Origin of the sequence: Streptomyces acidiscabies (assembly GCF_020010905.1) — a bacterium.
Lineage (GTDB): Bacteria > Actinomycetota > Actinomycetes > Streptomycetales > Streptomycetaceae > Streptomyces > Streptomyces acidiscabies.
Genome location: NZ_JAGJBY010000001.1, coordinates 409,718 through 431,770, shown reverse-complemented (window position 1 = coordinate 431,770; position 22,053 = coordinate 409,718). Strand labels below are relative to the sequence as shown.

The window sequence follows — 22,053 nt, the reverse complement described above, 5'->3', positions numbered from 1 at the left end:
ACATGTCGGAAGTCACCACCCCGTACGCGACCGGAACCCCCTGCTGGGTCGACCTGATGGCCGCCGATCAGCAGGCCGCGCTGGATTTCTACCGGGATCTGTTCGGGTGGCAGGGGGAGGCCGGGCCCGCCGAGTTCGGTGGGTACGCCGTCTGTGAGCTGCGCGGCAAGGCCGTCGCCGGGATCGGGCCGCGGATGGCTCCCGAGGCGCCGGTCGTGTGGACCGGCTACCTCGCGAGCGACGACGCCGAGAGCACCCAGCAGAAGATCGTCGCCGCGGGTGGCACGATCCTCGTTCCCGTCATGGACGTCGGCAACCTCGGCCGGATGCTCATCGCCGCCGACCCGCAGGGTGCCGTGTTCGGCGTCTGGCAGGCCGGGGAGTTCGGCGGTGCGCAGATCGTCAACGAGGCGAGCGCGCTCACCTGGAACGAGCTGCACACCAGCGACGTACCCGCCGCGACCGCCTTCTACGGCGCGGTGTTCGGCGCCGAGGTCGCGCCGTTCGAAGGCGCCGACTCGTACTGGGAGTTCCGCGTCGGCGGCCGGGCGGTCGGTGGCGTCACGCTGCTCGCCAACGACCCGCCCGGCACGCCCGCGCACTGGCTGACCTACTTCTCCGTGGACGACGTCGACTCGACCGTCGCCGCGCTCGTCCGCAGCGGCGGCACCGTCCTCGCGCCGCCGTTCGACATGATCGCCGGACGGATGACGGTCGTCGCCGACCCCCAGGGCGGGATCTTCGCGATGATCAAACCCCAGCCCATGTAAGGCAGTTGGGCCATACGCGTCGTCCCTGCGGGCGCGCGGGATCGGTACGAGGGTCCGGCGCCCGCAGTCTTCCTCGGTCCGCGAGCAGCGCCTCCCGGTTCACGTGCGCGTCCTGAACGACTCGGCGTCGAAAGGCGCGTCGGGGTACGTGTACGGGTGGTCGATGCCCATCGTCGCGAGGGCGGCGGCTCGCCTGCGTTCCCACTGGATCCGCAACTCCCAGGCGCTCAGCGCCAGTTGGTCGTTCTCGATCTGGAGGCGGAAGATTTCAGCGGCTTCTTCTTTGCTGATGCTGGTCCAGGGGCGGGACCAGGGGCTCGGGGGGATGACCGGCTCGGGGGCCGGTGCGGATGCCGGTGCTTGCGCTTGTGCTGTCAGGCACTTGCGGCGGTGGCCTCGGGCCGGGAAAGCGAGGGAGAGCAGGGTACACAGGGACGCCAAAATGGCGCGCGCGATACAGTGGCGCACGGCGACAGGTCCTTCCAAGAGCATGTCGTCACGGCCTCACCAGCGGAGTGTTCGTAGTACTCCGGGCCCTGGTGGGGCCTTTTTCATGTTGTTGCGTATCACGCTAGCACCAAGATTCGCTTTGCGATGCGAAAACCTCGGAATCTGCTGTGAGTTGAGGATCAAGCCAAGTCAAGGGGCGTCGCCCGCAACGAAGTTGGCTGAAAGATCACTCGTGTGGTTGGGTAGGACATGCTTTCGCGCGTGCGAAGAAGTGTTCGCGCGCCACGCGCTGTGCGTCCCCCGAGCCGGCGCAACTTCAGCCCTCGGTCGAAGACCCAAGGAGACGAAAAGTGCGTATCGTTCGGCAAATCGCGGCAACGGCCGCTGCTTCCGCTGTGATCCTCGGCGGTGCCTTCCTCACCGCCCCCGCCGCCTCGGCGGCGTCCCTCCCCTCCGCGTGCAACCTGATCGTCACGCAGACGAAGGAAGCCTCCACGTCGGTCAACCTCCGCAGCGGCCCCGGCACCAGCTACACGTCCCTCGGCATCCTCGCGACGGGGGTCAACTTCACCGAGTACTGCACGAAGGACTACGCGTGGAGCTACGGCAAGGTGACGAGCGGGGCGAACAAGGGGAAGACGGGGTGGGTCAAGTACTCGCTGCTGAACCCGGTCGAGAGCTGACGGGTTCGCGGACGCGGCGCTCACGTGAGGAGCGCTTCTCGCGGCTCTGAGTGATCAGTTCGGCCGGACTCTCCCGCCTGGGCGCGGAGGGGCCGGCCGTTCGCTCGTGTGGGATGTTTCGGCGCGGACTTCTCAGCCGGACCGGCATGATGGGGAACGGGCGCTGTCCCCCTCGCCGGCGACCAGGCAAGGAATGCACTGTGCTGATGACCGGCTCTCCCCCCGTCGACGACGACCGAGGCTGCCTCCGGCTGGTACTCGCCGTCCCCTTCACCCTGCTCACGCTCATCGCCGCGTACTTCTGCCGGACGGCCCTGACCATCAGTCCGTCCGGCGTCTGGGACGACGACGCGTACGCCGGGATCGTCCTGTCCTGCGTCGTGACCCTCGGGACGGCCGCGGCCACGGCGGCGCTGTGGGTGGTGCCGTCGGTACGGAGGATCACGCCGTGGTGGTGGCTCCTTCCGGCACTGCTGTCGGGCGTGGCGGCGGGAGTGCGCTGGGCCGTCGGCGGTTAGGCCGCGGTGGCCTATTGCGGTGTGCTCGTGTTGGTCGATACTCGCGGTATGGAGATGGTGGTCCACCCCGAGTCAGGCTTGAGCAAGGCCACTTGGACGGAGCAGGACCTTGACGCGATGTCGTTCGACTCGTGTCAGATCCACGCCCTCGCCATCACCGACGACGAGGGCCCGCCCGACGACCTGACCCCCGAGGAGTTCCTTGAGCAGGACGACCTCGACGACACCGCGCCGTCGGGCCTGCGACTGCACCTCGACCTCGATTACATCGTGCGCCGGGTCGAGCCGCCGTCGCCCGGGCGGGACGCCAGGTTCTGGGTCTCACCGGCCACGCTGGTCTTCGGCTGCGTGGGCCCGATATCCGGCGACCTGCGCGCCATCTACCTGCCGCTGCGAATGAGGAGGCTGCAACAGTTAGGACCGACGCTCCCCCGCGATGAGAGGCAGTGGCGCCTGGAGGGCGACGGCTTCCTCCTGGAGTTCAGCGCCTGGAATTTCACCCTTCACCTGCGCCAACTGCCGCGATACGGCAGGCGAGTGCTACGGATGGCAGACCGCGGAGGGATCAACTTCGAACCGCGCGCTTTCACTTAGGGCGTGTCCAGAGCTGTGATCGGTTCGAAACGGGTCACCTGGTCCGCCGTCGGAACTCGCCTCGCGGATTTCAGCCGATGAGCGGTAAGCGACCCTCACGTCTGCGGTTCGAGGTCCTCCTCCTCGAAGACCAGCAGGGTGCGGCTGCTGAGGACCTCGGGGATGCTCTGGAGGCGGGTCAGGACCAGTTCCCGTAGGGCTCTGTTGTCCGGGGTGTGGACCAGCAACAGGACGTCGAAGTCGCCGCCCACCAGGGCGATGTGGGACGCGCCCGGGAGTTGGCGGAGTTGTTCTCTGACCGTGCGCCAGGAGTTCTGGACGATCTTCAACGTGATGTACGCGCTGGTGCCCTGGCCGGCGCGTTCGTGGTCCACGCGCGCGCCGAAGCCCCTGATTACGCCGTCCTCCACCAAGCGGTTGATCCGCGCGTACGCGTTCGCGCGCGAGACGTGCACCCGTTCCGCCACCGAGCGGATCGAGGCGCGGCCGTCGGACTGGAGCATCCGCAGGATGTCGTGGTCGATCGCGTCCAGCGGGCGCGCAGGCGGAGCGGGGATTCCGGTTTCCGGGTTTTCGGCCATTTGTTCAGGTGCCATGTCCCCCCGCCTCCCTACCATGGACGTACTGCGTCCATCACAGGTTGTGGAGAACCGTTTGTCCACAGCCTGAGGGCACCCGTAGCCAAACTGTGCCGACGACCGAACAATCGGTAGGGAGACGTATCGCACTCGACGCGTCTCCCGTAGCCGCTCCCACGAGGAGGTGCCGTCATGACGGTCATGGAGCAGCGAGGCGCGTACCGGCCCACACCGCCGCCCGCCTGGCAGCCCCGGATGGACCCCGCGCCCCTGCTGCCGGACGCGGAGCCGTACCGCGTCCTCGGCACGGAGAAGCCGGTGGACCCGGAGCTGCTGCTGAGGCTGCACGCGCAGCTGGTGCGAGGACGGCGCTACAACGCGCAGGCGACCGCGCTGACCAAGCAGGGACGGCTCGCCGTGTACCCGTCCAGCACCGGGCAGGAGGCCTGCGAGATCGCCGCCGCGCTGGCCATCGAGGACCGCGACTGGCTGTTCCCGAGCTACCGCGACACCCTCGCCGTCGTCGCACGCGGCGTGGACCCCGTCGAGGCGCTGACCCTCCTGCGCGGCGACTGGCACACCGGCTACGACCCGTACGCGCACCGCGTGGCGCCGCTCTGCACGCCGCTCGCCACCCAGCTCCCGCACGCCGTCGGCCTCGCGCACGCGGCCCGCCTCAAGGGCGACGACGTCGTCGCGCTCGCGCTGGTCGGCGACGGCGGCACCAGCGAGGGCGACTTCCACGAGGCGCTGAACTTCGCCGCCGTCTGGCAGGCGCCGGTCGTCTTCCTCGTCCAGAACAACGGCTTCGCGATCTCCGTGCCGCTCGCCAAGCAGACCGCCGCACCCTCGCTGGCCCACAAGGCCGTCGGGTACGGCATGCCGGGCCGCCTGGTCGACGGGAACGACGTCCTGGCCGTGCACGAGGTGCTGACCGACGCCGTACGGCACGCGCGCGCGGGCGGCGGGCCGACGCTGATCGAGGCCGTGACGTACCGCGTCGAGGCGCATACGAACGCGGACGACGCGACGCGCTACCGGGGCGACGCCGAGGTCCAGGCGTGGCGCGAGCACGACCCGATCGCGCTGGTGGAACGCGAACTCACCGCGCGCGGGCTGCTCGACGACGCGCACGCGCAGAAGGTCCACGACGACGCCGAGGCGATGGCCGCCGACCTGCGCGCCCGCATGAACCAGGACGCCGCGCTCGACCCCGACGACCTGTTCGCGCACGTGTACGCCGCTCCCACTCCCCAACTGCGCGAACAGCAGGCCCTGTTGCACGCGGAGATGGAGGCCGGGGCATGACCACCGTCGCCGCCAAACCGGCCACCTTCGCGCAGGCCCTCACCCGCGCCCTGCGCGACGCGATGGCCGCCGACCCCACCGTCCACGTCATGGGCGAGGACGTCGGCACCCTCGGCGGCGTCTTCCGCGTCACCGACGGCCTCGCGAAGGAGTTCGGCGAGGACCGTTGCACCGACACGCCCCTCGCGGAGGCCGGCATCCTCGGGACGGCCGTCGGCATGGCCATGTACGGGCTGCGGCCGGTCGTCGAGATGCAGTTCGACGCGTTCGCGTACCCGTCCTTCGAGCAGCTCGCCAGCCACGTCGCGAAGATGCGCAACCGTACGCGCGGGCGGATGCCCCTGCCGATCACCATCCGCGTCCCGTACGGCGGCGGCATCGGCGGCGTCGAGCACCACAGCGACTCCTCCGAGGCGTACTACGCGGCCACCCCCGGCCTGCACGTGGTCACCCCCGCGACCGTCGCCGACGCGTACGGGCTGCTGCGCGCCGCCATCGCCTCCGACGACCCCGTCGTCTTCCTGGAGCCGAAAAGGCTGTACTGGTCGAAGGACACCTGGAACCCTGAGGAGCCGTCGCACGTTGAACCGATCGGACGCGCGACGGTGCGGCGCTCGGGCGGGAGCGCCACGCTGATCACGTACGGGCCCTCGCTCCCCGTCTGCCTCGAAGCGGCCGAGGCGGCGAAGGCGGAGGGCTGGGACCTGGAGGTGGTCGATCTGCGCTCGCTGGTGCCGTTCGACGACGACACGGTCTGCGCGTCCGTGCGGCGCACCGGGCGGGCGGTCGTCGTCCACGAGTCCGGCTCCTTCGGGGGGCCGGGGGGCGAGATCGCCGCGCGCGTGACGGAGCGCTGCTTCCATCACCTGGAAGCGCCGGTTCTGCGCGTGGGCGGCTTCGACATCCCCTACCCGCCGCCGATGCTGGAACGGCACCACCTGCCCGGTGTCGACCGGATCCTCGACGCGGTCGCGCGTCTCCAATGGGAGGCCGAGAGCTGATGGCGCAAGTCTTGGAGTTCAAACTGCCCGACCTCGGCGAGGGTCTCACCGAGGCCCTGATCGTCACCTGGATGGTCCAGGTCGGTGATGTCGTCACCGTCGATCAGCCTGTCGTCGAGGTCGAGACGGCCAAGGCGATGGTGGAGGTGCCCTGTCCGTACGCGGGTGTTGTCACGGCTCGGTATGGCGAGGAGGGTACGGAACTCCCTGTGGGGGCGCCGCTGTTGACGGTCGCGGTGGGGCCGACGGATGGGGTGGGTTCGGCCAGCGCCGAGGGCTCCGGCAACGTCCTGGTGGGCTACGGCACGGCGGAGCCGCCGGCGCGCAGGCGCAGGGTACGGCCGTCGGTCGGTGGCGCTGCGGTTCCCGGTGGGCGCGGACGGGACACGGGCGGCAGGGCCGAGGCGGCTCCCTCGGGGGCCACACGGGCCGGTGACGGGCGCGGTGTCGCCGCGATCCGGGCGTCCGCCGAGGTCGGGGCGGCGGCCGTGGGCACGGGGTCGTGGCACGGGCTGAACGGGGACGCGGGCGACGGGCCCGTACCCGTCATCTCGCCCCTCGTACGGCGGCTCGCGCGCCAAGGCGGCCTGGATCTGCGGGAGTTGACGGGCTCCGGGCCCGAGGGGCTGATCCTGCGGGCCGATGTGGAGGACGCGCTTCGGGTCGCGGCCGTGCAGGGGCGTACGGCGGCTGGTTCGCATGCCGATGTGTACGTCGGTGAGGGCCCCGTTCCCGTTTCCGGCGGGACCCGGATTCCCCTCAAGGGGCTTCGTGGGACTGTCGCCGACAAGCTCACCCGGAGTCGGCGGGAGATTCCGGACGCGACCTGTTGGGTGGACGCGGATGCGACGGAGTTGATGCGGGCGCGGGCCGCGATGAACGGGGCGGGTGTGCCGAAGATTTCGCTTCTCGCGCTGCTCGCGCGGATCTGTACGGCCGCGCTGGCCAAGTTCCCGGAGCTGAACTCGCGCGTGGACGTGGAGGCCCGGGAAGTCGTGCTGCTGGACGCCGTGCACCTCGGGTTCGCCGCGCAGACGCCCCGGGGGCTCGTCGTACCCGTCGTCCGGGACGCGCACGCACGCAACGCCGAGGGGCTGTCGGCGGAGTTCTCCCGGCTCACCGAGGCGGCTCGTACCGGGGGGCTGAAACCGGCCGAACTCAGCGGTGGGACCTTCACGTTGAACAACTACGGGGTGTTCGGGGTCGACGGTTCCACGCCGATCATCAACCATCCCGAGGCGGCGATGCTCGGCGTCGGGCGCATCGTCCCCAAGCCGTGGGTCCACGAGGGTGAACTCGCCGCGCGGCAGGTCGTGCAGCTGTCCCTCACCTTCGACCACCGTGTGTGCGACGGAGGTACGGCGGGTGGGTTCCTCCGGTACGTGGCGGACTGCGTGGAACAACCGGCGGTGCTGTTGCGCACGCTGTGACGTTCCACGTGATCGGGGCGGCGCGCATACTCGGGGCATGACCTCGAACGCGCCCCCCTACGACGCGATCGTCCTCGCGGGCGGCGGCGCGAGGCGCCTCGGCGGCGCGGACAAGCCGGGTGTGCGGGTGGGGGGACGGGCCTTGTTGGACCGGGTCCTCGGGGCGTGTGCGGATGCGGGGGTGACGGTGGTTGTGGCGGCCCCGCGCCCGACGTCCCGCGCGGTGGCCTGGACCCGCGAGGACCCGCCGGGCGGGGGCCCGGTCGCGGCCCTCGACGCCGGGTTGCTCCGCACGAGCGCCGACAGGGTGGTGGTCCTCTCCGCCGACCTGCCGTTTTTGGCGCCGGGGACGGTGCGGGGGTTGTTGGCGGGGCTGGGTGGTGCCGGGGGCGGCGTTGGGGATGTGGCTGAGGGCCGTGTTGAGTCGCAGGGCGCGGGGGTTGCCGGGGAGCGGGGCGGGCGGGACGTATGCCGTACGCCAGATGAGACGCGTGATGTGGGCGTTGCCGGGGGGCGTGGCGAGGGTGCTGTTAGCGGGCGGGGCGGGCGGGATGTACGTCTCACGCCGACCGAGGCGCGTAGCGCGGGTGCTGCCGGGGGCCGTGGTGAGCGGGGCGTACGTCTCACGCCGGTCGAGACGCGTGACGTGAGTGCTGCCGAGGGCCGTGGCGTGGTGGACGGCGCCGAGATGTCCGCCGGGGGTGCTGCTGAGGGCCTTGTCGGAGACGCCGGTCCGGGCCGCGCTGAGGTGCAGGGCGGAGGCGTTGGCCCAGGGCGTGCCGAGGTGCGTGGCCGGGGAGTTGGCCCGGAGCGTGTCGGTGGCGCCGTCGACGGTGTTCTCCTCGTCGACGCCGACGGTCGTGATCAGCCGCTCGTCGCCGCGTACCGTGTTGCCTCCCTCCGTCGTGAGCTGGACGCGCTGCGTGTCGAGCACGGGAGCCTCGTCGGGCTTCCTCTGCGCAAGCTCACCGCAGGACTCGTACTTGCCCGTGTCCCGGACCCCGTCGCGTCGTTCGACTGCGACACCTGGGACGACATCGCCGCCGCCCGGGCCCGGATCAGGGAGCATGAGCACGTGTTGGATGAATGGATCTCCGCAGTCAAGGACGAGCTGGGTATCGAGCTCGACGTCGATACGACGGTCCTGCTGGACCTCGCCCGCGACGCGGCGCACGGCGTGGCCCGGCCGGCCGCTCCCCTGACGACGTTCCTCGTCGGGTACGCGGCGGGCCGTACGGACGGCAGCGCGGAGGCTGTCGCGGAGGCCGCCCGCAAGGCCACTGCGCTGGCTCTGCGGTGGGCGGAGGAGTCGGAGGGTGCTGAGGGCAGGCCGACGGACTCGGCACCGCCGAAGGACGGCGGGCCCACGGACTCCGGCCCGGCCGCAGGATGACCCGGCGCGGCACAGGTCTCGGTATGGACAGGGGGCCGGGTACCGCTGACGCCGACGGCGGGGTCATCGGCCGGGGGCTGGGGACTGGCACTGGTGACGGGGTTACCGGCCTGGGGCCAGGGACCGGCACTGGCGACGGGGTCACTGGCCGAGTGCCGGGGGCCAGCACGGACGACGCAGTCACCGGCCGAAGGCCAGGCACCGGTCTCGGCCAGGACGAGGACTTCGACGTCGAAGAGGCGCTGGCGCTCGTACGGAACTCCGGGAGCACGGGGAGCACCGGGGGCGCTGCGAGTCCCGGGGATGTCCGGAACACCGGAAGCCCTGGGAACGCGGAGAACTCCGCAAGCCTTGAGGGCACTGGAAGCTCTGGAGGGGCTGGGTGTGCGTGTGGTGCCGGGGGCGCCGGAAATCCCGGGCATGCCGGAAGCTCTGGAGGGGCTGGGCGTGCGCGCAGTGCCGGAGACACCGGGAGAGCCGGGAACCCCGGATGCACCGGGAACCCGGGGCGCACCGGAACCCCCGCCACCCCCGACCCGCACCCATCCGCCCCACCCACGAACAACCACGATGACCTCTGGGACTCCCCCTTCCTCGAAGAGCTAGGGAACGGCAGCCCGCCGGCAGAGGGAAATGGCGCTTCCGTCCGCCCCGGTGCCACCCCCACCACTACTCCGACCGTCCGCTCCGGTGCCACCCCCGTCCCCTCGACCGCTCGCCCCGGGACCACCTCCGCCACCCCGACCACCAGCCCCGGTGCCACCTCGGCCACCTCAAACGCCCGCCCCGAGTCCACCCCCACCTCCCCAACCCCCCACCACCAAGCCACCCCCTGGCCCCAAGCCCGAGCCCTAGCCGCCCGCGCCGGTCGGAGCGCCGCCGCTCGGCGTACCCCCCTCTCCGTCCCCCTCGACCGTGCCCTCGGTCTCCCCCTCGCCGCCCCCCTCTCCGCCCTCACCGACCTCCCCTCCTTCGACACCTCGGCGATGGACGGGTGGGCGGTCGCGGGGCCGGGGCCCTGGGTGGTCCGGAAGGAAGGGGTGCTGGCCGGGCAGGGTGGGGTGAAGCGGCTCGGGGATGGGGAAGCCGTGGGGATCGCGACCGGCGCGCGGATTCCGTTGGACACGACCGCCGTGCTGCGCAGTGAGCATGGACGGATCGACGACAAGGGACGCCTGCATCCGACGAGGGACGTCCAGCATGGGCAGGACATCCGTCCCAGGGGGCAGGAGTGCCGTACCGGGGATCTGCTGCTGCCTGAGGGCGCCGTCGTGACCCCGGCTGCGCTCGGGCTCGCCGCCGCCGCCGGGTACGACACCCTCGCCGTCACCCCCCGCCCCCGCACCGAACTCCTGGTGCTGGGCGACGAGTTGCTGACGGAAGGGCGGCCCCACGAGGGGCTGATCCGGGACGCGCTGGGCCCGATGCTCCCGCCATGGCTGCGGGCGCTCGGCACGGAGGTCGTGGCCGTACGGCGGCTGGGCGACGACGCGGAGGCGTTGTACGAGGCCGTCACGTCGTCCGGCGCCGACCTGATCGTGACGACGGGCGGGACGGCGGGGGGACCCGTGGACCACGTCCACCCCATCCTCGCCAGGGTCGGCGCAGAGTTGCTGGTCGACGGGGTGAAGGTCCGGCCGGGGCACCCCATGCTGCTGGCCCGCGTCAAGGAGTGCCAGCACCTCGTAGGGCTCCCCGGCAACCCCCTGGCCGCCGTCTCCGGCCTGCTCACCCTCGCGGAACCCCTGCTACGGGCGCTGGCCGCGCGCAGGGCCGCGGAGCCGTACGCGCTGCCGTTGAAGGAGACGGTGCAGGGGCACCCGTACGACACGCGGTTGATCCCGGTCGCCGTACGGGGGGACCGGGCCGTACCGCTGCACTACAACGGACCGGCGATGCTGCGGGGGATCGCGGTGGCGGACGCGCTGGCGGTCGTACCGCCCGGCGGGATGCGGGCGGGGGACGAGGTGGAGTTGCTGGACCTGCCGTGGGAGTGATGTTTCACGTGAAACACGCGTTCGAGTGTTTCACGTGAAACATGTCATTCAGTGAGGGGCAGGCACTCGGCGAGCAGGTCCACGACGTCGCGCCAAGCTCGCTCCGCGTGCCGTGGGTGGTGGCCGACGCCAGGGACCGTGGCGTGGTCGACCGGTGGGTGGTGGAAGGCGTGCAGGGCGCCGCCGTAGACCACGAGCCGCCAGTCGACGCCCGCCGCCTGCATCTCGGCGCTGAACGCGTCCCGTTGCGCGGGCGGCATGATCGGGTCCTCCGACCCGACCCCGGCCCATACCGGGCAGCGGATGCGCGCCGCCTCGCCCGGTCGGCCCGTGATCAGTCCGTTGACCGTCCCGATCGCGCGCAGATCGACGCCGTCCCGCCCGAGCTCCAGCGCGATCGCGCCCCCGGTGCCGTAGCCGATGGCGGCGATCCGGTCGGGGTCGGTCCGGGGCTCGGCGCGGAGCACGTCGAGCGCCGCGTGGCCGATGCCTCGCATCCGGTCGGGATCGGCGAGCAGCGGCAGGCACCGGGCGAGCATCTCCTCGGGGTCGCCCAGATAACGCCCGCCGTGGAGGTCGAAGGCCAGCGCCACGTACCCCAACTCGGCGAGCGCATCGGCCCGACGCCGCTCGACATCGCTGAGCCCCATCCCCTCGGGCCCGACCAGCACAGCGGGCCGACGCCCGGTACCGGCCGGGAGTGCGAGGTAGCCGCTCATCGTCAGGCCGTCGGCGGCGTATGAGACTGTCAGCGTCGTCATGAGCTGGACTGTAGTGATCGCCGGGCCCGTTGGGGCTGGCGCTCTGCTGCTGGCAGAAGACAGATTTCCGCCGTCCGCTACGCCGGTTCGACCACCGTCGCTCTGCTGACCGTGACCACCCTGTCCCCCCGTTCCAGCGTGGTGAGGCCGGGGTCCGCGTAGTCCAGGAGTTTCTTGCCCCGTACCACCGCGACGATCAGGTCCTCGCAGGTCCGGGGTGCCGCGCCGATCTCCTCGGGGGTGATCGGGCGTTCCACGATGTCCAGGCCGCTGCCCAGGGTCATCAGGTCTTCGAGGGTGTTCGCTACGACCGGGCTGACCATGGCGACACCCAGGAGGCGGCCCGCCGAGCTGGAGCTGGTGATCACCGTGTCGGCGCCGCTCTGCTTCAGGAGGGGGACGTTCTCGTCCTCGCGGGCCGCCACCACGATCGTGGCGCGGCGGTTCAGCTGGCGGGCCGTGAGGGTGACCAGGGCCGTCGTGTCGTCGCGCTGGGGGCAGACGATGACCTGGGCCGCCGTAGAGACCTCCGCCTTCAGCAGTGTTTCCGAGCGCGTCGCGTCGCCGGTCACCGCGACGAGGCCGTCCTCCGCCGCCGTCATGACCGCCTTCTTCTGGGCGTCCACGATCACGATCCTGTCCTTCGCGATGCCCTGTCCGACCAGCGCCTCCGCCGCGTGGCGGCCCTTCGTGCCGTAGCCGACGACCACGACGTGGTCGCGCAGGCGGGAGCGCCAGCGGTGGACGCGGACCTGTTGGCGCGTGCGCTCGGTCAGCACCTCCAGGGTCGTGCCGACCAGGATGATCAGGAAGACGACGCGCAGCGGGGTGATGACGACGATGTTGACGAAGCGGGCCGTGTCGCTGACCGGGGTGACGTCGCCGTAGCCCGTCGTCGAGAGCGTGACCGTCGCGTAGTACGCGGAGTCCAGCAGGTCCACCGCGCCGTCGGAGTTGTCGTTGTAGCCGTCGCGGTCGATGTAGACCAGGAACGTCGTCAGCGCCAGCACGAACAGGGCCAGCAGCAGGCGCCTGAGCACCTGCTGGAGCGGGGGGACCCCGCTGCGGGTCGGCATCGTCACCGCGCGGCTCGCCTCCGCGTCGTCGCGGTTGTCGGAGCGCGAGCGGTACCACAGCGTGCGGAACAGGGAGAGCCTGCTCAGCTTCCTCGGCTGGCGTGGGTGGTCCTTCATACGCGTGCCCCCCTGGGGTGGTGATCCGGTCGGTGGGCACCATGGTTCCTGGCGGCGGTGTGGACGTCACACCCGCCACACGCGATGCGTGTCCGCGTTTCGCCGAGCCTTCGGAGGCCCTCCTTGCGTGACCACACTGTCGTCGTCGGATTCGGTACGAAGGGGCGTTCCGCGATTCGGACCGCCTGTGCGTCGGGGCTGCGCCGGGAGCAGGTCGTGGTGGTCGATCCGAGTGCGAAAGTGATCGAGGCGGCCACGGCCGAGGGGTACGAGGGGGTCGTGGGGGACGCGACCCGCAGCGACGTCCTGCGGCGGGCCGAGGTGCACAAGGCCGGGCGGATCATCATCGCGACGCAGCGGGACGATACGGCCGTCCTCGTCGCCCTCACCGCGCGCCAGCTCAATCGGGGGGCGATGATCGTCGCCGCCGTGCGGGAGGAGGAGAACGCGCCGCTGCTGCGGCAGTCCGGGGCCGACGAGGTCATCACCAGCGCCGGGGCCGCGGGTCGTCTGCTCGGGCTGTCCGTTCTTTCACCTGCCGCCGGGGTCGTGATGGAGGGGCTGTTGCGGCAGGGGAGCGGGCTGGACATCGTCGAGCGGCCCGTCACTCGCGCGGAGACCGGGAAGACTCCCCGGGAGACCGAGGATCTGGTGGTGAGTGTGGTGCGGGGGCATCGGGTGCTGGGGTACGACGATCCGGCGGTCGGGGTGCTGGAGCTGACGGATCGGGTCGTGACGATCGTGCGGTCCTCGGGGGTGGAGGGGGCAGCGGGGGTGCGGCCGGGTTTCGCCGGGTGCGAGGAGTAGCGTCGGGGGCATGCGTGCGATCACTGTTACGGAACCTGGTGGGCCCGAGGCGTTGGTCTGGGCGGACGTCGAGGATGCGGTGGCCGGGGCGGGGGAGGTGCTCGTCGAGGTTGTCGCCGGGGCCGTCAACCGGGCCGATCTGCTTCAGCGGCAGGGGTTCTACAACCCGCCGCCCGGCGCCTCGCCCTATCCCGGGCTCGAATGTTCCGGGCGGATCGTCGAGGTGGGGTCCGGGGTGAGTGGGTGGCAGGTCGGGGACGAGGTGTGTGCGCTGCTTGCGGGTGGGGGGTACGCCGAGAAGGTCGCCGTTCCCGCGGGGCAGTTGCTGCCGGTTCCCAAGGGGGTCGACCTCGTCCGGGCCGCCGCGCTTCCTGAGGTTGCCTGCACTGTCTGGTCCAACGTGTTCATGATTTCCCATCTGCGGCCCGGGGAGACGTTGCTCGTCCATGGGGGGTCCAGTGGGATCGGGACCATGGCTATCCAGCTCGGGAAGGCGGTCGGGGCGAAGGTTGCGGTTACCGCGGGTACGCCGGAGAAGCTGCGGCGGTGTGCCGACCTCGGTGCCGATGTGCTGATCAACTATCGCGAGCAGGACTTTGTGGCGGAGGTGCGGGCCGCGACGGGGGGTGTTGGGGCCGATGTCATCCTCGACAACATGGGGGCGAAGTATCTCGACCGCAACGTCCAGGCTCTTGCCGTCAACGGGCGGCTCGCGATCATCGGGATGCAGGGTGGGGTCAAGGCGGAGCTGAACATCGGTACGTTGCTTGCCAAGCGGGCGGCGGTCAGCGCGACGTCCCTTCGGGCTCGGCCGTTGGAGGAGAAGGCGGCGATTGTCGCGGCGGTTCGGGAGCATGTGTGGCCGCTGGTGTCGGAGGGGCATGTTCAGCCGGTTGTGGATCGGGAGATTCCGATGGCGGAGGCGGCTGAGGCGCATCGGGTGGTGGAGGGGAGTGGGCATGTGGGGAAGGTGCTGTTGGTGGTGGGGCGGTAGGTAGCGGGGGGCTGGTGTTGGGGGTGGGTGCGGGTTCGCTGTGGCTGGTCGCGCCCGCGCGGCGGTAGCCGCACATTGATACAGCCCCGCGCCCCTTAGGTTGGTTGGGGTGGCTGTGGGCTGTTGGCCGGTGGGTCGGACACAGCCCCGCGCCCCTGAGGTCGGTGGGGGGTGGCTGTGTCTGGTTGGGCTTGCGTGGCGGTGGCGGTGGGGCGAACGCAGCGCTGTGCCCCTGAGGTCGGTGGGGGCTGTGTCTGGTTGGGCTTGTGCGGCGGTGGGTCGACCGCAGACCCGCGTCCTTGAGGATCGGTGCGGGTCAGCGGCGGCGTAGGCGTAGGCCCGCCATGGTCAGGGCCAGGCCCAGGCCGATCAGGACCAGGCCGGTGCCCAGGGGGAGGATTCGCAGCGTCGAGGTGGTGGTGTCTGCTCGGCGGAGGGTCTGGCGGGTGGGTTCCAGGGGGATGGGGGTGGTGATCGGGCTGGGTTTCGGGGGAGTGGTTTCCTCCGAGGCCGGGTCCGGCGCGGGTGGTCGGCCCGGGCGTTCGCGGCCTTCTCCCGGGCCGCTTCCGGCGCGGTCGGGGGTGGGGTGGGCCGTGGGGGTGACGGGTGGGGGCAGGGCGCTCGCCGTGCCGGCGCCGTACAGGAAGAGCACCGCGCACACCGCGAGGCTTGCGGCGCGGAGCCCTCTCGGCGTACGTGTTGTGGCTCTGGTGCTGGTGGACTGCGCCGAGGTGTTCCCCGACGACGAGACCCGGCCCCCTGCCGTACCCCCGACTGCCGTCGTTCCGGTCGGGTTGCCCGCGCGTGCGGTTCGCCCGCTTGCCGCGCTCCTCGTGGTCGGTTGTTTCGGCTTCGCCGATCCTGCGGCTGGCTGTCCCGGCTCCGCGCACGCCGCTGCTGGCTGATCCGGTTCCGCGCACGCTGCGAGGCTTGCGGCGTGCAGTCTTCGCGGCGTACGTGTTGTGGGTCTGGCGTCGGTGGGCTGTGCCGAGGTGTTTCCCCGCGACGTGGCCCGGCCCCCTGCCGTACCCCCGACTGCCGTCGTTCCGGTCGGGTTGCCCGCGCGTGTGGTTCGCCCGCTTGCCGCGCTCCCCGCTGTCGGCTGTCCCGGCCTCGTGGTCGGTTGTTTCGGCTTCGCCGATCCTGCGGCCGTCTGACCCGGCTCCGCCCACATCGCAGCTGGCTGACCCGGCTGCGCCTGCCGGGCGGTCGGCTGTTTCGGCTTTGCCGACCCTGCGGCCGTCTGACCCGGCTCCGCCCACACCCCCGTCGGCTGTCCCAGCTCCGCCCACACCCCCGTCGGCTGACCCAACTCCGCCTGCCCTGCGATTGGCCGTTCCGACTCCGCCCGCCCCTTTGCCTGGCCCGCCCGTCTCGGTGTCAGCCGGTCCAGTGCTGCCTGTTCTGTGGTCAGGCGTTCCGGCTTTCGCCGTCTCGCTGTCAGGCGTCTCAGCCCCGCCCGTCCCGCTGTCCTCGGTGAGGGAGGGGGCTCCCTTCGGGCGGTGGGTGTCACGGTGGGGTCCTTGCTGTGCGGGGTCGGGCAGGTGCCGTGGGGTCAGGGTTGCATGGTGGGGAGGGGGCGGCATTTCGGGCCGCGTGGGGGTGGGGCCTGGTCGGAGGGGGTGGGCGGGTGGTGGAGTGGGTGGGTGCGAGAGAATGGCGGTATGGAGATGCCGAGGAACGAAAGGTCGCCGGAGAACGCCCAGAAGATCCTGGTCGTGGGCCAGGACGGCATGGCGCTCGGCGGAGTTGATATGGATGACGAGGGCCGGGAACTCCCCGTGACCGAGATGGTCGAGCAGCCCGCGAAGGTCATGCGCATCGGAAGCATGATCAAGCAGTTGCTGGAGGAGGTGCGGGCGGCTCCTCTCGACGAGGCGAGCCGGGTGCGTCTCAAGGAGATCCACGCGAGTTCCGTCAAGGAGCTGGAGGACGGGCTCGCACCTGAGCTCGTCGAGGAGCTGGAGCGGCTGTCCCTGCCGTTCAACGAGGACTCCACGCCCAGCGACGCGGAACTCAGGATCGCCCAGGCCCAGCTCGTCGGCTGGCTCGAAGGGCTCTTCCACGGGATCCAGACGACCCTGTTCGCCCAGCAGATGGCCGCGCGGGCCCAGTTGGAACAGATGCGCCGGGCACTTCCGCCGGGCGTGGGGGGCCACGAGGGCGGGGAAGAGGGACACCCGGGCGCCCGTACGGGTGGGCCCTACCTCTAAGCCGTACACACAACAAAGAACGCCCCGGACGTCAACCGTCCGGGGCGTCGTCGTACCGCTACACCACTCAGGACGGCGGGTTCCCCGTCGACACGTTCAGCTGGATCTCCGGCATGTTCTTCGGGTCCACGTCCGTGTCCGCCGCCGGGAACTGGTTCATCACCGTGCCCTCACCGAACGTGTTCTCGTCCACGTTGACGATCTTCGGGCGCCAGCCGGCCGCCTGGAGGCACGCCTTGACCGAGTCGATGTTCTTGAACTTGAAGTTGGGGACGCGGATCTTGGCCGGGTCGTTGTAGGACTCCTCGGGCTCGGAGCACTCCGTGTCCTCGATGGTCTTGGACGTGTCCGGCCCCCGGTGCCCGGCGGCGACCGACGGGGACGCCGTCACCTCCAGGATGCTGTCGTCGTCCTTCGTCCCGCCGCCCGCGTTGAGGGCGATGGCCACGAGGAGCGCGCTGACCGCGACGACGGCGGCGACGACGGAGCCGATGACGAGGGGCCGAGTGCTGCGGCGACCGCCGGTGGGCACGGGCGCCGGCGTCGAGGGCCCGCCGTTCATCGGGTACGTCTGGGCACCGTACGCGGGCGCCGGCGTGGCGTACCCCTGCTGCGGATAGCCGTACGAAGGCGGCGGCGGCGTCGCACCGTAAGGACCGGGCTGAGCCCCGTACGGACCGGGAGCCGGCGTGCTCGGACCCACCGGCGGGAACACCGCCGAACCCACCCCCTGCCCGCTGCTCGTGGGCTGCCCCGGCACGATGCTCGGCGGCGCCGCCTGGAAGGACGCGGCGACGCGCAGGCACTCGTCGCGCATGGCGACGGCGCTCGGGAACCGTTCGTTGGGGTTCTTCTTCAGCGCGCGGGCGATCAGCGCGTCGACGGCCGGCGGCAGCGCGCGGTTGATGGAGGAGGCGCGCGGCGGCTCCTCCTGGACGTGCGCGTAGGCGATGGCCAGCGGCGAGTCCGCGTCGAAGGGGAGGCGCCCGGTGACGAGCTGGAACAGCATGATGCCGACGGAGTAGAGGTCGGACCGCGCGTCCACCGCGCGCCCGAGCGCCTGCTCCGGCGAGAGGTACTGCGGCGTCCCGACGACCATCCCGGTCTGCGTCATCGACGTCACCCCGGACTGCATGGCCCGCGCGATGCCGAAGTCCATGACCTTGACGACCCCGCGCTTGGTCATCATCACGTTGCCGGGCTTGATGTCGCGGTGGACGAGCCCCATCTCGTGGCTGATGTCGAGCGCCGCGAGGACGTCGGCGGTGATCTGGAGCGCCTTGTCGGCGGGCATCGCGCCGTACTGCGTCACGTCCGTGTCGAGGACGGAGCCGAGCGGCCGGCCCTCGACGAACTCCATGACGATGTACGGCGTCGTCTCGCCGCCGCTGACGTCCTCACCGGTGTCGAAGACGGAGACGATGTTGGTGTGGGAGAGCTTGGCCACGGCCTGCGCCTCGCGCCTGAACCGCTCCCGGAACGCCTCCTCCCGGCCGAGCTGGGAGTGCAGCGTCTTGACCGCGACCTGCCGGTCGAGGACGGAGTCGTAGGCGAGGTGCACGGAGGCCATGCCGCCCTCGCCGAGCAGCCCGCGTACCTGGTAGCGTCCGCCCGCGAGCGACTGCCCCGTGAAGCGGCCGTCTGCGCCGTCGTGGCTCATTGTCTGCGCGTCCCCCATCAGGCCGTCGCCACCGCGTTCGTAGTGACCGAGACCATTGATCCCATGCGTCAATCTCGGCCAAGTCTGCCTCAGGCCCCTCACACGTCAAGCTCGGTGCCCGTTCCGTGACCGTACGCGAAAGAAGCACCGCACGAGCGTCACAGCCTCCGCATCACCGGAACACGGAATGTGCACGAGCACACGTCCGGGCGGGCTCCTCACAGGGGCCTTCCCGGATCGGGGGCCCGGCGGGAGGCTGTAGCGTGGCCGACGGAGACCGTGACAACACCGCGCGCACCGCGGGCAGAAACGACGGCGAGGACTGATGGCACAGCAGCAGCGCTCTCAGGGCCCGTCCGACCCCGAGGCGACTGACGGCGGTATGTCGGACGCGCCGGAACAGTGGGGCAACGGCGGCCTGGTCGGTGACGGACGTTACCGGCTCACGCGCAGACTCGGCCGGGGCGGCATGGCGGAGGTGTTCGCCGCTGAGGACGTACGCCTCGGCCGGACCGTCGCCGTCAAGCTGCTGCGCTCCGACCTCGCCGAGGACCCGACGTCCAAGGCCCGCTTCACGCGCGAGGCCCAGTCGGTGGCCGGTCTGAACCACCACTCCATCGTCGCCGTGTACGACTCCGGCGAAGATGTCATGGCCAACGGCCAGGCCGTGCCGTACATCGTCATGGAGATCGTCGAGGGCCGCACGATCCGCGATCTGCTGCTGAACGCGGAGGCGCCCGGTCCCGAACAGGCGCTGATCATCGTCTCCGGGGTCCTCGAAGCGCTCGCGTATTCGCACCAGCACGGCATCGTGCACCGCGACATCAAGCCGGCCAACGTGATCATCACGCACAACGGCGCCGTCAAGGTCATGGACTTCGGCATCGCCCGCGCGCTGCACGGCGCGTCCACGACGATGACTCAAACCGGCATGGTCATGGGGACGCCGCAGTACCTCTCCCCCGAACAGGCGCTCGGAAAGGCCGTCGACCACCGCTCCGACCTGTACGCCACCGGCTGCATGCTGTACGAACTCCTCGCGCTGCGGCCCCCGTTCGTCGGCGAGACCCCGCTGTCGGTGGTCTACCAGCACGTCCAGGACATCCCCGTACCCCCCTCGCAGGCGTCCGGCGGCGCCTCCCCGCCGGAGCTCGACGGGCTCGCGATGCGCGCGCTCGCGAAGGAGCCGGACGACCGGTTCCAGACGGCCGAGGAGATGCGCGGGCTCGTCCAGTACGGCCTCCAGATGCTGTACGACCACGGCGCGCACACCGGCACCTGGAACACCGGCCCGGTCACCGCGCCGATCGCCGCGCACCCCGTCACCGGCGGCTACTCCAGCACGACGATGATGCCGCAGGGCGGTCACGGCGGCGCGACCTCGCAGATCCCGCAGCCGATCCTGCCCCAGGGGTACGGGGGCGGCGACGACGGCGGCTTCGAAGGCCACGGCAACCACGGCAGCGGGCGCGGGAAGCTGTGGATCCTCGCGGTGCTGGCGATCATCGCCATCGCGGCGGGCGTCGCGATCGCGCTCCAGAACACCGGCGGCAAGGGCGGCGGCACGGACCCCACTCCGACGCCGACCGTCTCGTCCACGACCAGCTCGGACTCCTCGTCGCCCTCGCCGAGCGAGACCGAGTCCGACGATTCGAGCGACTCGTCGACCGAGAACAGCACGACGTCCGGCGGGAGCGGGAACTACCCCGACCCGTCCACGCCCAAGCCGTCGCCGACGCCTTCGAAGACGCAGGAACAGAGCAGCGAGCCGACGCCTTCGGGCGACGACTCGCCGGAGCCGTCGTCGGACCCGGGCACCACCGGGGACACGTCGACGGGGACGACGAACCAGGGGAGCACGGGGACGTCGTCCGGTACGAACAACGGGGGGACGTCCGACGGCGGGACGTCCAACGGGGGGACGTCCGACGGCGGTACGACGGGGCTGGGCGGGCTGACCGGCGGCTGAAACGCCGGAGCTGAGCAGGAGGGGGCGCGTGCCGATCGGTACGCGCCTCAGTCTTTCTCCGTGTGCACCGTCGCGTACTGCGGCGTGACCCACAGATAGACGGGGTCCGCCGGCGCCTCCCCCGGGAACAGCGCCCGCTCCTCCACCGTCGGCTCGGCCGTCTCGCACAGCCCGACGACCTGCACCGACCAGTGATCGGCCGCGCCGGTCCCGTACGCCACGATCTGCCCCGCGCACGCGCGCTGGTGGGCGCACAGCCGCAGGAGCAGCCGGTCCGCGACGACGGCGTGGCGGGCGGTCGCGAGGAACGGCAGCGCGCGGACGCTGGCCGCGACCTGGCCGTGGTCGGCGTCGGCGAGGAGGTCGAGGGCGTGCCGGGTGTCGGCGGTGAGCGGCATGACGTCCACTGTGGGCGCGGTCCCACTGGCGGGGACAGGGCCTGATGCCCCTGGGGAACGGGACGTAAGTCCCGAGTAAGAGGGAGTGCGCCGGAGTACGCCGGTTCCGGGGCGACGTTTCGATCTTCTTCGAAACGTTGGACCCGCCCGCTTCCGATCTTGCATGCTCTTGATCGATCTCGACCACATCGCACACCCTTGGGGGAATCATGCGCAAGATCGGTCTCGCCTTCGCGGCCGGTGTCGCCGGAGTCGCCGTCTTCGCCGGGTCCGGCTCGGCCCAGGCGCTCACCTTCAACAACGACCCCTGCCTGGACCTCTCGCAGATACAGATCTGCGAGAGGGGCACGCTCTACGGGTTCGCCAAGCCGGCGGGCCCGACGCTGAACCCGTGCGGTATGCCCTGGCAGTCCCGGGTGGTCGGCTCCTGCTGAACCGCTTCGCCGAAGCCGAAGGGGAGCCCGCCCGGGCATGCGGGCGGGCTCCCCTTCAGTTCCGCTCGCTTCAGTTCTGCCCGCCCACCTGCATCCGCGCCACGTACGCCGCCGCCTGCGACCTCCGCTGCATCCCCAGCTTCGCCAGCAGGCTCGACACGTAGTTCTTGATCGTCTTCTCCGCGAGGTGCAGCTCCTCGCCGATCTGCCGGTTCGTGAGGCCCTCGCCGATGAGGTGGAGGATGCGGCGCTCCTGGTCGGTGAGCCGCTCCAGGCGTTCGTCTCCCTTGGGGGCGCCCTCCCGCAGCCGCTCCAGCACGCGCGCGGTGGCGACGGGGTCGAGGAGGGACTTTCCCGCGGCGATGTCCCGTACCGCGGACAGCAGTTCGTCGCCGCGGATCGCCTTCAGGACGTATCCGGACGCGCCCGCCATGATCGCCTCGAACAGGGCCTCGTCGTCCGCGAAAGAGGTCAGTATCAGACACTTGAGGGACGGGTCCTGGGAGCGGATCTCGCGGCACACCTCGACGCCGCTGCCGTCGGGAAGCCGCACGTCGAGGACGGCTACGTCGGGCCGCAGGGCCGGGATACGGGCGAGCGCCTCCGCCGCCGTACCCGCCTCGCCGATCACCTCGATGCCGTCCTCGACCGCGAGCAGCTCGCGCACGCCACGCCGTACGACTTCATGGTCATCGAGGAGAAAAACCCTGATTTCCGCCTTTTCGTGCACGAGATCAGTTTCACACACAACCCTTCCCGTGGCCGGGGAGCGCGGGATAACGTGCCGTTGCTCCGGCCTCCTGCGAGGCTGTGACCAGGGCCCTTCACGGCTTTGCCGAATTTACTTGGAAATCCGAGTAAAAACGCAGGTCAGAAGGGGTTTCACAGAAATGTGGAGCACT

Annotated in this window: 20 protein-coding genes and 3 pseudogenes; 15 read left to right on the top strand and 8 right to left on the bottom strand. The window is 71.0% G+C overall.

The genetic code is table 11. The features are described from left to right. Positions 1–2: 2 nt before the first annotated feature. Positions 3–770 (top strand): VOC family protein, encoded by a 768-nt coding sequence (locus J8M50_RS01980; RefSeq protein WP_010350671.1) that lies wholly within the window; start codon positions 3–5, stop codon positions 768–770. 99 nt (positions 771–869) lie between these two features. On the opposite strand, the gene J8M50_RS01975 is transcribed toward J8M50_RS01980, so the two are convergent. Further along, positions 870–1,238, bottom strand: a complete 369-nt coding sequence (locus tag J8M50_RS01975; protein ID WP_050987120.1) for a hypothetical protein — start codon at positions 1,236–1,238, stop codon at positions 870–872. A 332-nt stretch (positions 1,239–1,570) separates the two neighbouring features. Here J8M50_RS01975 and J8M50_RS01970 point away from each other — a divergent pair, with 332 nt between their 5' ends. The 3 genes from J8M50_RS01970 (at position 1,571) to J8M50_RS01960 (ending at position 3,015) form a co-directional block, all read left to right on the top strand. After that, entirely contained in the window at positions 1,571–1,903 is a 333-nt protein-coding gene (locus tag J8M50_RS01970) for an SH3 domain-containing protein (protein WP_223786141.1), read from the top strand. 206 nt (positions 1,904–2,109) lie between these two features. Continuing rightward, a complete protein-coding gene (locus tag J8M50_RS01965) occupies positions 2,110–2,421 on the top strand; it encodes a hypothetical protein (protein WP_029183407.1) in 312 nt (103 codons plus the stop codon). 48 nt (positions 2,422–2,469) lie between these two features. Beyond that, on the top strand, positions 2,470–3,015 hold the full coding sequence (locus J8M50_RS01960; RefSeq protein WP_141655529.1) for a hypothetical protein: 546 nt from the start codon (positions 2,470–2,472) through the stop codon (positions 3,013–3,015). 95 nt (positions 3,016–3,110) lie between these two features. Here J8M50_RS01960 and J8M50_RS01955 read toward each other — a convergent pair whose 3' ends face one another. Next, on the bottom strand, positions 3,111–3,611 hold the full coding sequence (locus tag J8M50_RS01955; RefSeq protein ID WP_370516601.1) for an Lrp/AsnC family transcriptional regulator: 501 nt from the start codon (positions 3,609–3,611) through the stop codon (positions 3,111–3,113). Positions 3,612–3,785: 174 nt separating this feature from the next. On the opposite strand from J8M50_RS01955, the gene pdhA reads away from it, so the two are divergent. From pdhA to J8M50_RS01930, 6 genes and pseudogenes are all read left to right on the top strand, one after another. Next, a complete protein-coding gene (pdhA, locus tag J8M50_RS01950) occupies positions 3,786–4,901 on the top strand; it encodes a pyruvate dehydrogenase (acetyl-transferring) E1 component subunit alpha (RefSeq protein WP_010350664.1) in 1,116 nt (371 codons plus the stop codon). Further along, positions 4,898–5,902: an alpha-ketoacid dehydrogenase subunit beta gene (locus tag J8M50_RS01945; protein WP_010350663.1), complete on the top strand. Its 1,005-nt coding sequence runs from the start codon at positions 4,898–4,900 to the stop codon at positions 5,900–5,902. The genes pdhA and J8M50_RS01945 overlap by 4 nt, the downstream gene beginning before the upstream one ends. Further along, positions 5,902–7,332: a dihydrolipoamide acetyltransferase family protein gene (locus J8M50_RS01940; RefSeq protein ID WP_010350661.1), complete on the top strand. Its 1,431-nt coding sequence runs from the start codon at positions 5,902–5,904 to the stop codon at positions 7,330–7,332. The genes J8M50_RS01945 and J8M50_RS01940 overlap by 1 nt, the downstream gene beginning before the upstream one ends. Before the next feature lie 37 nt (positions 7,333–7,369). Next, positions 7,370–7,750, top strand: a pseudogene (mobA, locus tag J8M50_RS49985) (molybdenum cofactor guanylyltransferase); the annotation flags it as partial. 78 nt (positions 7,751–7,828) lie between these two features. Further along, on the top strand, positions 7,829–8,725 hold the full coding sequence (locus J8M50_RS01935) for a DUF6457 domain-containing protein (protein WP_370516602.1): 897 nt from the start codon (positions 7,829–7,831) through the stop codon (positions 8,723–8,725). 809 nt (positions 8,726–9,534) lie between these two features. Next, positions 9,535–10,722, top strand: a pseudogene (locus J8M50_RS01930) (molybdopterin molybdotransferase MoeA); the annotation flags it as partial. Positions 10,723–10,766: 44 nt separating this feature from the next. On the opposite strand, the gene J8M50_RS01925 reads toward J8M50_RS01930, so the two are convergent. Next, positions 10,767–11,483: a dienelactone hydrolase family protein gene (locus J8M50_RS01925; protein ID WP_010350659.1), complete on the bottom strand. Its 717-nt coding sequence runs from the start codon at positions 11,481–11,483 to the stop codon at positions 10,767–10,769. Between the two features lie 77 nt (positions 11,484–11,560). Further along, entirely contained in the window at positions 11,561–12,676 is a 1,116-nt protein-coding gene (locus J8M50_RS01920; protein WP_010350657.1) for a potassium channel family protein, read from the bottom strand. A gap of 114 nt (positions 12,677–12,790) precedes the next feature. Here J8M50_RS01920 and J8M50_RS01915 point away from each other — a divergent pair. Both J8M50_RS01915 and J8M50_RS01910 read left to right on the top strand, forming a co-directional pair. Beyond that, positions 12,791–13,483: pseudogene (locus J8M50_RS01915) on the top strand (potassium channel family protein); the annotation flags it as partial. A gap of 10 nt (positions 13,484–13,493) precedes the next feature. Continuing rightward, positions 13,494–14,477, top strand: a complete 984-nt coding sequence (locus tag J8M50_RS01910) for an NAD(P)H-quinone oxidoreductase (protein ID WP_010350655.1) — start codon at positions 13,494–13,496, stop codon at positions 14,475–14,477. 316 nt (positions 14,478–14,793) lie between these two features. Here J8M50_RS01910 and J8M50_RS01905 read toward each other — a convergent pair whose 3' ends face one another. Beyond that, positions 14,794–15,129 carry a hypothetical protein gene (locus J8M50_RS01905; RefSeq protein ID WP_050987119.1) on the bottom strand — a complete coding sequence of 112 codons (336 nt, stop codon included), beginning with the start codon at positions 15,127–15,129 and terminating at the stop codon, positions 14,794–14,796. Positions 15,130–16,141: 1,012 nt separating this feature from the next. Here J8M50_RS01905 and J8M50_RS01900 point away from each other — a divergent pair. After that, positions 16,142–16,690: a bacterial proteasome activator family protein gene (locus J8M50_RS01900; RefSeq protein ID WP_010350653.1), complete on the top strand. Its 549-nt coding sequence runs from the start codon at positions 16,142–16,144 to the stop codon at positions 16,688–16,690. Positions 16,691–16,757: 67 nt separating this feature from the next. On the opposite strand, the gene J8M50_RS01895 is transcribed toward J8M50_RS01900, so the two are convergent. Further along, the gene (locus J8M50_RS01895) at positions 16,758–18,350 is read right to left on the bottom strand and encodes a protein kinase domain-containing protein (RefSeq protein WP_010350652.1); all 1,593 of its coding nucleotides are present in this window, start codon (positions 18,348–18,350) and stop codon (positions 16,758–16,760) included. A gap of 325 nt (positions 18,351–18,675) precedes the next feature. On the opposite strand from J8M50_RS01895, the gene J8M50_RS01890 reads away from it, so the two are divergent. Next, positions 18,676–20,319 carry a protein kinase domain-containing protein gene (locus J8M50_RS01890; RefSeq protein ID WP_010350651.1) on the top strand — a complete coding sequence of 548 codons (1,644 nt, stop codon included), beginning with the start codon at positions 18,676–18,678 and terminating at the stop codon, positions 20,317–20,319. 47 nt (positions 20,320–20,366) lie between these two features. Here the strand turns inward: J8M50_RS01890 and J8M50_RS01885 are convergent, their stop codons facing one another. Beyond that, positions 20,367–20,717: a hypothetical protein gene (locus J8M50_RS01885; protein ID WP_029183405.1), complete on the bottom strand. Its 351-nt coding sequence runs from the start codon at positions 20,715–20,717 to the stop codon at positions 20,367–20,369. A 209-nt stretch (positions 20,718–20,926) separates the two neighbouring features. On the opposite strand from J8M50_RS01885, the gene J8M50_RS01880 reads away from it, so the two are divergent. Beyond that, positions 20,927–21,151, top strand: a complete 225-nt coding sequence (locus tag J8M50_RS01880; protein WP_010350649.1) for a hypothetical protein — start codon at positions 20,927–20,929, stop codon at positions 21,149–21,151. A 70-nt stretch (positions 21,152–21,221) separates the two neighbouring features. Here the strand turns inward: J8M50_RS01880 and J8M50_RS01875 are convergent, their stop codons facing one another. Next, on the bottom strand, positions 21,222–21,881 hold the full coding sequence (locus J8M50_RS01875; RefSeq protein ID WP_029183404.1) for a response regulator: 660 nt from the start codon (positions 21,879–21,881) through the stop codon (positions 21,222–21,224). Positions 21,882–22,053: the final 172 nt, after the last annotated feature.